Source organism: Paenibacillus sp. PAMC 26794 (assembly GCF_000316035.1).
In the GTDB taxonomy this organism is placed as follows: domain Bacteria; phylum Bacillota; class Bacilli; order Paenibacillales; family Paenibacillaceae; genus Paenibacillus.
In genome coordinates this window covers 78221-90533 of the sequence record NZ_ANHX01000009.1, presented here as the reverse complement: position 1 = coordinate 90533, position 12313 = coordinate 78221, and the positions used below count along the sequence as shown (strand labels likewise).

Genomic DNA, 12313 nt, shown 5'->3' with positions numbered 1-12313 from the left:
GTTTTGTACAATACTCCGCTCTTTGCTCCTATGTACTGTATATTCAAGTGTATTTCCCTCTATACAGCTCGGGATTGGCGTGATAAATTAATGAGAACTATTTGCCATTTTTAATAAACCGGAGTGATGAATCTAATGACCTATTCAGACCATACAACTGCTCGTTCAGCCTTTACGATACCGACCTCTGATGTGATGAAACAGCTGCCAACGCAATTTTTTGCTACCCTTGTTCAAAATGTAAATCGTGAAATCGCAAGTGGACATGACGTGATCAATCTGGGTCAGGGGAACCCGGATACACCTACACCCCCTCATATTGTGAAAACACTGCAAGAGTCGGCTGAGAATCCCCTCTACCACAAATACTCCCCTTTTAGAGGGTACTCTTTCCTGAAGGAAGCTGTCGTCAAACGTTATAAGGAAGATTACAATGTTGATCTGGACCCCGAGACTGAAGTAGCCATTCTGTTCGGAGGCAAAACCGGGTTGGTTCAGTTACCTCAGGTCCTGCTTAACCCCGGCGACACCGTACTCGTTCCAGATCCGGGCTACCCGGATTACTGGTCTGGTATTGCACTCGCCAAAGCAAACATGTCATTTATGCCTTTGCTGGAGTCCAACGCATTCCTGCCGGATTACGAAGCTGTTACAGCCGAAGATCGGGAGAAGGCCAAGCTGATGTTCCTCAACTATCCCAACAATCCAACGTCGGCAACGGCTCCACTTTCGTTCTACGAAGATACGGTTGAATTCGCCATTCAAAATCGAATCGTCATTGCCAGTGATTTTGCTTACGGTGCGATTGGATTCGATGGACATCGTCCCGTAAGTTTCCTGCAAGCCCCTGGTGCCAAAGAAGTGGGCATTGAGTTCTATACGTTATCCAAAACATACAATATGGCTGGATGGCGTGTTGGATTTGCTCTAGGTAATGCAGAGATTGTCTCTAAAATCAATCTGCTTCAGGATCATATCTATGTCAGTCTTTTCGGTGGAATTCAAGCTGCGGCAACGGAAGCACTGACTGGCTCCCAGGAATGTGTGACCTCGCTGGTTTCACGTTACGAATCGCGTCGCAATACGTTTTATGACGCTCTATCCTCCATTGGCTGGCAAGCTTCGAAACCCGCAGGTTCATTCTTCAGCTGGTTGCCTGTACCTGCAGGTTATACCTCAGCTTCATTTGCAGACTTGTTACTGCGGGAAGCCAAGGTGGCCGTAGCCCCAGGTATTGGTTTTGGTTCGCATGGCGAAGGCTATGTGCGCGCGGGACTGCTAAGTGATGAAAACCGATTACGCGAAGCTGCGGAGCGGATTGGTAAGCTGAATTTATTCAAGTAATTTACAGGACGATAACCCCTTTGCATATGCCAAGTTTCCATGGTATGTTATAAGAAATATTGAACGAAACGTGATGACGGGACCAGTAAGAGAATATCAGTCGCGCCCAGAGAGTAAATTCCACCCTGCTGAAAGAATTTACCGCGGCTCTTCTCTGAAACCTACCCCTGAGCGGCCTGTTACGTGCAGGACAGTGCCTTCTGTTACAGGGCATGAAGCCGGATGATCTAATCATCAATAAAGGTGGTACCGCGGAAGTAACGAACTTTCGTCCTTTTTAACTAAAGGGCGGGAGTTTTTTTTGTACCCGCAAAAGCCTGCTCCAGAAGCACTTATTAATCATGTTTAAGGAAGTGAAACCATGACTTCACGTATTGTAGTTAAGATTGGAAGCAGCTCGCTTACAACGGAAGAAGGCGGTCTGGATCGCAGTTCGATCACTTTTTTTGCCGGAGAAATTGCAGCATTGGCTGATCAGGGTCATGAAGTACTTCTGGTCACCTCTGGAGCGGTAGCTGCCGGATTCCGGGAGATCGGTTACCCTCAGCGTCCCAAACAGTTGCATGAGAAACAAGCTGCAGCCGCTGTTGGGCAGGCTTTATTGATGCAGGCATATCAACAGGCTTTTGCAGCGCACCGCGTTACTACGGCGCAAATTCTGTTAACTCGTACAGACTTTCACAGTCGTAAACGCATGGGGAATGCAGGCATGACTGTAGAAGAGCTGCTCAAACAGCGAGTGATTCCGATTTTTAATGAGAATGATACAGTGTCGGTGGACGAATTGAAGTTTGGTGATAACGATCTGTTGTCCGCACTGGTTGCGAATCTGGTGAAGGCACAGCATCTGATCATTCTTACCGATACCAACGGGCTGTACACCGCAGATCCGCGTAAAGATCCTTCTGCCGTACGTTACGACCGTATCCCCGAAATCACGGCTGAGATCTATGCTTTTGCCGGTGGATCAGGATCATCGGTTGGTACAGGCGGAATGCGATCCAAAGTCGATGCAGCCAAGGTTGCTACACGTGGAGGCGTACCTGTATTCGTGGGAAGCGTGAAAGAACCTGGAGATATGCAGCAGGCGGTTGATGGCACAGGCAAAGGAACTTACTTTGAGACACGACTCGCTTCGCTATCCCGTAAAAAACAGTGGCTCGGCTTCATGTCTACTCCACTGGGTACAGTTGTTGTGGATGATGGTGCTCAAGAGGCACTTGTCCATGGGGGGCACAGCCTTCTGCCTGTAGGCGTCAAGCGGGTACTGGGAACGTTCCACGCCGGAGACGTCGTAGAGGTCATCGGAATAGATGAAACCTTGCTCGGTCGCGGTATTGTCAATTATGATGATGACCAGCTTCGACTCATTGCCGGACTTCCCAGTGGCGAAGTGATGAAACAACTCGCTAGCATCCACAGACTTGAGGTTATTCATAGAGACGAATGGATTACGTTAAAATAAATATGAAGCTATATAGTGGTTGGAATACTCAACTATATATATGAGGAGGAATTACGATGAGTGAAGTCAGAGAAAAAGCCAGCAAAGCCCAAGCCACGGTTCCACAGCTGAACCGATTGAATACAGAACAGAAAAATACGGCCCTGCGTGTCATGGCAGATGCTTTGATTAAGGAGACGGATTCCATCATTACGGCAAACGCCGAAGATCTGGAACGCGGCAGAGAACAAGGTACGCCAGAATCCATGCTGGATCGGCTCGCACTTAATAAGGAGCGCATTGCTGGCATTGCTGAAGGGTTACGTCAGATTGCAGATCTGCCTGATCCAGTCGGCGAAGTGTTAGAGACATTTACCCGTCCAAACGGATTGCATGTTGAAAAATTAAGAGTGCCGATTGGCCTGATTGGCATCATCTACGAAGCTCGTCCTAATGTAACTGTAGACGCAGCCGGACTATGTCTCAAAACAGGTAATGCAGTGCTTCTGCGCGGCGGCTCCTCTGCCCTGTCCTCCAATCGTAAAATTGTGGAGGTGCTGCATCAGGCACTCACAACGACAGACATGCCTGCTGATGCTTTGCAACTGGTTGAAGATGCAGATCGTGCTTCCGTGGATGAAATGCTCAAGTTGAACGGCCTGCTGGACGTCATCATTCCACGCGGCGGGGCCTCCCTCATTCGTAATGTGGTTGCCAATGCAACCGTACCTGTTATTGAAACCGGGGCAGGCATCTGTCATACCTATGTGGATGAGTCAGCAGATCCGGTCATGGCAGCCGAAATCGCCATCAACGCCAAGGCGCAACGTCCATCCGTATGTAATTCCATGGAAACGTTGCTGCTGCATGCCGCATATGCGGAAGAGCATCTGCCTGCTCTTGCCGAGCAATTCCGTGAGGCCAATGTGGTCTTAAAAGGTTGCGACACGGTGCGCCGCCTTGTTCCTTCTGCCCTTGAGGCAACCGAGGAAGACTATGCGACCGAGTACAACGACTATATTTTAAATATCCGGGTGGTCGAGAACCTGGATGAAGCGATGCAGCACATCGCACATTACGGAACCAAACATTCCGAGTGTATCGTAACCCGGGATACAGCCCATGCAGAGCGCTTCATGCATGATGTGGATGCAGCAGCCGTCTATCACAATGCGTCCACACGTTTCACCGACGGATTTGAATTTGGCTATGGAGCCGAAATCGGAATCAGTACTCAGAAACTGCATGCTCGTGGACCGATGGGACTACCAGCACTGACATCAACCAAATATCGGATTACAGGCAATGGACAGATTCGTCAATAATATCCCAGCACCAGTTATATAGGAGGAACGATAAATATGAGTCAAGAGCAACAGACGTTACTACAACAGAAGATTACTTTCCACGGAGCAGGCGCGATGGCTGAAGCCATCGTGCGCGGACTGATCTCCCGCCTAGTCGTTCGTCCTCAGGATATTACGATGCTGAACCGCAGCAACCAGAAACGTCAGGAGGAGCTCAGTACCCGTTATGCAGTACATACCGGAACGGCTTCACAATCTCTGGATCATCTTGCCTCCACTCCGGTCATTGTACTCTGTATGAAACCCAAAGATGCTTCCGCAGCGCTGCGCGAGCTTGGTCCGTTGCTATCACCTGATCAACTGATCGTGTCTGTCATCGCCGGATTATCAATCCGCACAATGCAATCCTTGCTTGGTCGTAAACAGCCAATTGCCAGAACCATGCCGAATACATCCAGTACCATTGGACTTGGTGCTACAGGGCTTGCCTTCTCTCCAGAGATTACGGATGAACAGCGCAGTACGGTGATGACCATGTTTGAAGCGGTTGGTATCGTGACCATAGTGCCTGAAGATAAACTCGAAGTCCTCACTGGGATTTCCGGAAGCGGCCCTGCTTATGTATACTATTTAATGGAGGCCATGATTGCCGCAGGTATTCGTGGTGGCTTATCCAGCCAGCAATCTCGTGATCTCACTGTTCAGACGGTGCTTGGCGCATCACGAATGGTACAACAAACCGGTTTGGAACCGATGAAGCTTCGTAGTGATGTGACATCCCCGGGAGGGGCAACCCAGGCAGCACTGAAAACGTTGGACGAAGGAGATTTCTTTGAAAATGTAATCGCAGCCGTCAACCGCTGTGCAGAGCGCTCACGGGAGATGGGAGCTGCTTTGGAAGGGGATTTAAAATGAATAACATGTGCACAGCCACATATCGTCTGCATGATGATCATGCAGACTTTCGCAAGAAAGCTCAGTCCATTGCGATTGGCATGACCGTGGGTAGCTGGACGGAGTTGCCGCAAGCCCAGCGTGAAGCGATGCAGAAACATCTGGGTGAAGTAATCAGCGTAGAAGTACATGAAGCTGATGGCATGGCTGCGGGTGAGCGTTACGCCGATATTACCATCGGATATCCCGATATTAACTTCAGCCGTGATATCCCAGCCCTGCTTGTGACGGTCTTTGGCAAAATCTCAATGGATGGCCGGATCAAATTAACAAAGCTTGGTTTCTCGGATGGCTTCCTCAGTGCATTCCCGGGACCCAAGTTTGGACTGAATGGTGTTCGTGATCTGCTTGGTGTGCATGATCGTCCACTGTTAATGAGTATCTTCAAATCGGTTATCGGACTGGATGCAGATGAACTGCGTGAACAATTTATTCGTCAGGCTCTTGGTGGCGTTGATCTGATCAAGGACGATGAAATTCTGTTCGAGAATAAATTGACACCTATTGAAAAAAGAGTCGAGGTCTGCATGAAAGCTGCCGAACAGGCACGCCAGGAGACAGGCAAGAAACTTCTGTATGCAACCAATCTCACAGGACCTACATCACGTCTGAAAGAGCAAGCTGAACGTGCCATTGGCGCTGGAGCAAATGCCTTGTTGTTCAACGTATTGTCCTACGGATATGATGTCCTGCATGAACTCAGCAGTGATCCTGACATCAATGTGCCAATTATGGCTCATCCTGCTCTTGCAGGAGCACTGTATCCTTCACCACATTACGGCATGTCGGCTTCGGTTGTACTTGGTCAGTTGATGCGTCTTGCGGGTGCCGATCTGGTGCTCTTCCCTTCTCCTTATGGATCAGTAACGATGCCGATGGAAGAAAATATGGCGATCACGGAGCAATTACTGACAGCTGATCTGCCAGTACGAACCAGTATGCCAGTGCCTTCAGCCGGTATCCATCCAGGCCTTGTACCACTTATTTTGCGCGACTTTGGTACAGATGTCATCGTTAATGCTGGTGGCGGTATTCATGGACATCCGATGGGCACTGAGGCAGGCGGACGTGCATTCCTTCAAGCCATTGAGGCAGCACAGCGTTCCATTCCACTCGCGCAATATGCAACCGAGCATCCGGAGCTGAAAAGCGCATTGGACCTGTGGGGTGGCGAACGATGAGAAGTGATAAGAAAACAGTCATTTTCTGTGACTTTGACGGTACGATTACTCTCTCGGACAACATCGTAGCGATCATGAAACATTTCAAGCCTGAAGGCATTGAAGCGATTATGAAAGATACGATTGAGCAAAAAATCTCGCTGCGTGAAGGTGTTGGAGCCATGTTCGCTCTTCTGCCTGCATCGCAGAAAGATGAAATTGTGGAATTCGTGCTTGGACAAGCGGGGATCCGTGAAGGATTCAGCGAGTTTCTTGACTACGTTCGCAGCGAAGGGATCGAATTTAATGTGACCAGCGGCGGTATGGACTTTTTTATCGAACCGTTACTCGCACCATTTCATATCCCGCAGGATCATGTCTATTGCAACGGAGCTGACTTCTCGGGTGAAACCATTAAGATTGAATGGCCGAATCCCTGCCAGCCTCCTTGTGAGAACGGCTGCGGCATGTGCAAAACAACAGTCATTCGTACCTTCCCGGAAGAACAATATAACCGAATCCTCATTGGAGATAGTCTGACAGATTTTGAGGGTGCAAAGATTGCCGATCTCGTCTACTCCCGCTCCATTTTAACGGACAAATGTATTGAACTGGGTGTGGACCATGTGCCATTCGCTACCTTTTACGATATCATCGAAGATATGAAACAGAAGCAAACACAAGGAGTGCTGTAAACGATGGGCTTTGAAAAGATTACATTGGAACACAAACGTCAGGTCCTTGAAGAACTGGCTGATATTAAAGCGTTGTTCGCCAGTCGTAACTGGTTCCCTGGAACAAGCGGCAATCTGTCGATGCGTGTAGGAGATTTTGATCCGGAGCAATTTTATTTTGCGGTTACTGCCTCAGGCAAAGACAAATCTCTTCGCACACCGGAAGACTTCCTTTTTGTAGACAAGCATGGCAAAGCAATTGAAACAACAACGTTGAAACCAAGTGCCGAAACGTTGATTCACTGCGAAATCTATCGTTTGACGGGATGTGGCGCTGTATTCCACGTGCATACCGTGTTTAACAACCTGATCAGTGAATTCTTTGGAGCAGATGGACACGTACCGATTCAAGGAATCGAATTGATCAAGGCTTTCAACATTTGGGAAGAAAATGCGGAGATTCGTGTACCCGTCCTACCTAACTTTGCAGATATTCCATCTATCGCTGAATTGGTACCAGGTGTACTTGATGCCAACGTACCAGGGATCTTGCTACGTAACCACGGTATATATGCGTGGGGCAAGGATGCTTTTGCAGCGAAACGTCATCTGGAAGCATTCGAGTTCTTGTTCGAAGTGATGTACCGTCAACTTCTGTTGAATGGCGCTAAAAAATAGCAATCATTTATTCGAAATCAAAGCTGCACAACCAAAAACACGCCAGAGGCTGATATACATAGCCCTTGGCGTGTTTTTTTGTTTGTGGGATATTTGTTGTGGGATAACAGCGATTGGAAGGTTGCTCTGTCATCGTAGTGTCAGTGTAAATAATCTTTAATTCAACTTGGATCGTAAATTACAGTCGATCATCCCGATCCTTGAATAAAAAGAGGCTGTCTGCTCCCTCATCATTTCGTTGAGCAGCACTATGGATACCCGTCCCCCTCTGCTTGCCAAACAGCAGTTTCAAGCCGCCAAAAATGAGCAGCAAGGATACAATGACGGTGTTCAAATAGGAACGGATCTCATACGTCATAAATACATTAGGGAAGAGCTCATTCAGCTGTGGAATGACAAGACGGATCGTCAAGTAATATAGACCCAGCGCGGCAATCCCGAATCCAATCAGACGCTGATGGCGGGCCCAGTCCTTGAAGATCGGTTGATCAACCAAAGGCTCGCGTCCATAGCGACTGGAGCACTGTAGCCCGTCAAAGAAGCTGTAGAACCAGATCAACGGAATCATGAACAGAAACACCGATAAATGAAGCAGGTCCAGAACATAGATGCTTGCAAGGAACAGGAACATTAATTGCATGCCTCTTTTTTGCAATCCGAGATAGAGATGACCCGCACCTGGAAACGCGGATAAAAGCGTTGCAAGCACTTTGCTACGTCGTCCGGCTACTCTGCCCATCTCCAATTCTTCGAATAATGTCCGATCCTGTAATATCTCACCAGCCTGCTTACGGTGGACGTGCTGCACCGCATCAAACATGCAGTATACCCATATTACAGGCAGAATGAGTAAGAACATTAGAAATACGGATTCATTGGTGATCGAAGCCACGAAGACCATCATGGCAAATGAACCAAAGAACGCCATCAGAAACGACAATCCGCGATGTAACAATCCCAAATGAAGATGTCCCAATCCCGGAACAAATGAGAGCAAAATGGTGAAGAAACGTTCACCCTCACTGCCTTTTCGATACATGGGTTGACCATAAGGACCCGCAGGCGCGCCATACTCGTCGCCCTGTCGTTGATGTATTTCCTCCTGGTCCATCTCCATCTGTCCCAGATGGCCTTCCTGACCAGCGTATGCTTTCTGGTAAGCGGCGCCTTGATGGAGACCACCGTAATGTGTCCCATAACCTTGGTAATGAACTTCGTGCAATGAAGGGGCACGGAGTAGAACGATAATCATATCCAGCATGCTGATACACCAGAAGAATATGGCTCCCAGGAACCCGACAATCATCAATTCCTTTTCATCAGTCAACAACGCCAACATGATGAAGCCAATGCCTGTTCCAAAGAAAAGCAATGGATAGATCACGGCTCTTGCGGCTCGACCCCAATACATAAAACCAAGACCGGGTATCAGGTTTAATAGAAATGCGAGTAATTTGTTACGATCTGAGTGCACAGTCGTCATCCTTTCTTTTCAGGCAATGCGAAACTATTTATGGTTTAGGCTTGAAGTTATCCAGCCATGAAGTGGCTGCCTCCGTCCATTTTTCGGTAAAAGACCCTCTGTGGTCGCCATCCTGGAACTTGTGATATGGTGCTACCTTGTCAAAAAGTCCAGACGAGAGGAAGATCAATGTCAAACAGGCTGCTACCGCGTAATGGAACACTTTATGTTCAAGCCAGCGCCGGTTTCGTCCAGCGCGGGATTTGCGTTGTGCCTTGGATGATTGAATGCCCTCAATCCGATGCATGACTGAATCCGCAAACCCTGTTGGGTCATGTAGCGGAGGCAGTTCTCCATGGATACCAAGCGCTTCCAGATAGATGTCCATCGCATCCGGATCTTCCATCAGAAGCTGTTCCATTTGGTTCGCTTGAATTTCATTCATATGGCCTTCAATATAATCAGTCCATTGCGCAGCGGTATACTTCTCCTGTTTACTCACGCCATTCATCCTCCTTCCAATGTTTTCGAATCCACTGCCGGGCACGATACAAGCGGGATTCCACAGTCTTCACAGCCACCTGTGCATCACTGGCAATCTGCTCATAATTTTTTTCGCTTAGATAATACGCAGTGATAATGTCACGATGCTGAGCAGGCAACTGATTAATTCGTTCGCGAAGTTTATCCTGACGTTCTTCACGAACGAGACGGGTAAGAACGTCTTCATCCCGTCCGGGCATATTGATTATTTTTTCTTCTCCACCCAGATCCTCAGCAGTTCGTCTGCCCAGCTTGCGTTTGGCATCAATCGCTTTGTGAAAGGCAATTCGGGTTAACCACGTTTTGAAACCTTCAGAACGGTAGTCGGGGAGAGACTTATACATCTGTATGAACGCCTCCTGAGCTGCATCCTGTGCTTCCTGATCGTTCCTGAGTACGGAATAGGCCACATGGTATACATGCTGGCTATACTTATCAATCAGAGTACGCATCTGGGATGTATCTCCTTGACGGATTTGTTCGATTACGCGCGCTTCATCAATAACTCTCCCCTCCTCTCCAATACAATAGACGACAGCTTGTGCGTTAACCCCTGCGTGATCTATCAAATTTTTGTAAAACAAAATGAAATCATTGCCTGAATGGTTGATGTTGCTGATCACTCATCCAATCTTTAATCCAAAAAAAACAGGCACAGAATGACTTCTGGCCTGTTTCTTGTCCCTGCCTACGCTGGGATTAACGTCCACCATTACGAAACCGCTGCGTGTACGCCTTTGCGTCTTGAACGGTCTTGACACGATTGCGACTCCACTCAAGCAGTATTCGATCGATATACCGGAAATGTACTTTGCCTGCAAAAACTGCTTCCTTCAGAGCCATTAGAATCAGTTCCTCTTGATAACGGTCCTGATCCAACCAGCTGGATATCGTCTCGCACTCCATTGGAGAGAGCGGACGTCCGAATTCTTTTTCAAAGATGGAGAACATGTTCCGTTCTTCCTCTTCTTTTTGAACACTGTTCGAATCTTGACGTGCTGTATTGCTGCTCAGCTGCTCCGCACGGAATGCGGCTACTTCTTCGGCAGTGCACACTGCAAGCTTGGCATATAATCCATGTAAATCATATCGCTCGTACTGGATGTCCCGTTCTTCGTCACGGTGCTCGTCAATAGAAATATACCCATCCCTCATCAGACGTTGCAACATTCTGGCAATGCCTTCAGGTGCAAGTCCCATGCGCACCGCAAGCTCTTCAAGCGTGGGAAACTCATTGAACTCTGCCTGACGGAACCCTAGCAATTGAATCAGAAGAAGCACTTCTGCATCTGATAGACCAAGCTGGTGATAAAAACGTAACAAGGCATACGGCAGATGGGCTGTACCCGAAGTCATGCCATAAGCTGCTCCATCCAACCAAGCTTTGGATGTGGTGTCTTCCATAGACGCTCCTCGGTTAAGCATTAAGGGTACAGACGATAGAGCATACGTGGGAATGCGATTGTTTCACGTACATGATCCAATCCACAGATCCATGCTACCGTCCGCTCCAATCCCAGACCGAAACCGGAGTGAGGAACCGATCCGTATTTACGCAAATCCAGATACCATTGGTAAGCTTCATCCGAGAGATTGTGCTCCTCAAAACGTTGTTGCATCAATTCCGGATCATCGATACGCTGCGAACCGCCAATAATCTCTCCGTAGCCTTCTGGTGCAATCATATCAGCACAGAGAACAACTTCAGGACGATTCGGATCTGGTTTCATATAGAATGCCTTGATTCCTGCAGGGTAATGCGTGATAAAGACGGGTGTATTGTACTTCTCAGCAATTGCTGTTTCGTGCGGTGCACCAAAGTCTTCTCCCCAAGGAATATCAAAGCCTTGTCCATGCAGGAATTCAATTGCTTCATCATACGTAATTCGTGGGAATGGCGCTACGATGCCTTCGAGTTTGGATACGTCACGACCGATAGATTCCAGTTCTGCACGGCAGTTTTTCACTACGGACTGAACGACATGAGCGATAAATTTCTCTTGTACACGCAGACTTTCCTCGTGATCTACAAATGCCATTTCCGGCTCAATCATCCAGAACTCAATCAAGTGACGACGTGTTTTGGACTTCTCAGCTCGGAATGTTGGACCAAAGGAATATACTTTGCCCAGCGCCATCGCTGCGGCTTCCATATACAATTGACCACTTTGTGTCAGATAAGCATCTTCATCAAAGTATTTGATGTGGAACAGGTTCGTTGTTCCTTCCGCAGACGATGGTGTCAAAATCGGAGGATCAACTTGTGTGAATCCGTTACCATCAAAGAACTGCTGAACAGCGCGAATAATCTCTGCACGAATCACCATAACAGCACGTTGCTTCGTAGAACGAAGCCACAGATGACGATGGTCCATCAAGAAATCAACACCGTGCTCTTTAGGCGTAATTGGATAGTTTTCAGTCAGGTGGATGATCTCAACCCCTGTAACAGTCATCTCGTAACCAGACGCACTGCGAGGTTCTTCACGAATAATACCTGTAACATACAAAGAGCTTTCTTGTGTCAGGCTCTTGGCATTGTTCCAGATCTCTTCACTAACTTCACTTTTTACAACAACCCCTTGGATATATCCGGTTCCATCACGCAGCTGCAAAAACTGAATTTTACCGCTGGAACGTTTGTTGTTAATCCAGGCACCGATTGTTACGGTTTCGCCCACATGCTCGTTCACATTACGAATTACACAATTCGTATTCATGCCCATATCTCCCCTTGGTTCCTGAAT

Annotated in this window: 12 protein-coding genes and 1 other annotated feature; of the genes, 7 read left to right on the top strand and 5 right to left on the bottom strand. The window is 47.9% G+C overall.

Annotated features, from left to right (window positions below; all coding sequences use genetic code 11):
• Positions 1-135: 135 nt before the first annotated feature.
• From D829_RS0105065 to mtnB, 7 genes are all read left to right on the top strand, one after another.
• A complete protein-coding gene (locus D829_RS0105065) occupies positions 136-1344 on the top strand; it encodes a pyridoxal phosphate-dependent aminotransferase (RefSeq protein WP_017687763.1) in 1209 nt (402 codons plus the stop codon).
• Between the two features lie 64 nt (positions 1345-1408).
• Positions 1409-1623: a binding site (T-box leader), on the top strand.
• Between the two features lie 82 nt (positions 1624-1705).
• Positions 1706-2809: a glutamate 5-kinase gene (proB, locus tag D829_RS0105060; RefSeq protein WP_017687762.1), complete on the top strand. Its 1104-nt coding sequence runs from the start codon at positions 1706-1708 to the stop codon at positions 2807-2809.
• A gap of 56 nt (positions 2810-2865) precedes the next feature.
• Entirely contained in the window at positions 2866-4113 is a 1248-nt protein-coding gene (locus D829_RS0105055) for a glutamate-5-semialdehyde dehydrogenase (RefSeq protein ID WP_017687761.1), read from the top strand.
• Positions 4114-4149: 36 nt separating this feature from the next.
• Positions 4150-5010, top strand: a complete 861-nt coding sequence (proC, locus tag D829_RS0105050) for a pyrroline-5-carboxylate reductase (protein ID WP_017687760.1) — start codon at positions 4150-4152, stop codon at positions 5008-5010.
• Positions 5007-6230 carry a 2,3-diketo-5-methylthiopentyl-1-phosphate enolase gene (locus tag D829_RS0105045; protein ID WP_017687759.1) on the top strand — a complete coding sequence of 408 codons (1224 nt, stop codon included), beginning with the start codon at positions 5007-5009 and terminating at the stop codon, positions 6228-6230. The genes proC and D829_RS0105045 overlap by 4 nt, the downstream gene beginning before the upstream one ends.
• Positions 6227-6904 (top strand): 2-hydroxy-3-keto-5-methylthiopentenyl-1-phosphate phosphatase, encoded by a 678-nt coding sequence (locus D829_RS0105040; protein ID WP_017687758.1) that lies wholly within the window; start codon positions 6227-6229, stop codon positions 6902-6904. Before D829_RS0105045 ends, D829_RS0105040 begins: the two co-directional genes overlap by 4 nt.
• 3 nt (positions 6905-6907) lie before the next feature.
• Positions 6908-7561 carry a methylthioribulose 1-phosphate dehydratase gene (gene mtnB, locus D829_RS0105035; protein ID WP_017687757.1) on the top strand — a complete coding sequence of 218 codons (654 nt, stop codon included), beginning with the start codon at positions 6908-6910 and terminating at the stop codon, positions 7559-7561.
• Between the two features lie 178 nt (positions 7562-7739).
• Here the strand turns inward: mtnB and D829_RS0105030 are convergent, their stop codons facing one another.
• The 5 genes from D829_RS0105030 to asnS form a co-directional block, all read right to left on the bottom strand.
• Positions 7740-9044, bottom strand: coding sequence for a hypothetical protein (locus tag D829_RS0105030; RefSeq protein ID WP_036660275.1), 1305 nt, complete (start codon positions 9042-9044; stop codon positions 7740-7742).
• 28 nt (positions 9045-9072) lie between these two features.
• Positions 9073-9525 (bottom strand): hypothetical protein, encoded by a 453-nt coding sequence (locus D829_RS0105025; RefSeq protein WP_017687755.1) that lies wholly within the window; start codon positions 9523-9525, stop codon positions 9073-9075.
• On the bottom strand, positions 9518-10018 hold the full coding sequence (locus D829_RS0105020; protein WP_152416945.1) for a sigma-70 family RNA polymerase sigma factor: 501 nt from the start codon (positions 10016-10018) through the stop codon (positions 9518-9520). Before D829_RS0105020 ends, D829_RS0105025 begins: the two co-directional genes overlap by 8 nt.
• A 247-nt stretch (positions 10019-10265) precedes the next feature.
• On the bottom strand, positions 10266-10970 hold the full coding sequence (locus D829_RS0105015) for a DnaD domain-containing protein (protein ID WP_017687753.1): 705 nt from the start codon (positions 10968-10970) through the stop codon (positions 10266-10268).
• 20 nt (positions 10971-10990) lie between these two features.
• Positions 10991-12286 (bottom strand): asparagine--tRNA ligase, encoded by a 1296-nt coding sequence (asnS, locus tag D829_RS0105010; protein WP_017687752.1) that lies wholly within the window; start codon positions 12284-12286, stop codon positions 10991-10993.
• Positions 12287-12313: the final 27 nt, after the last annotated feature.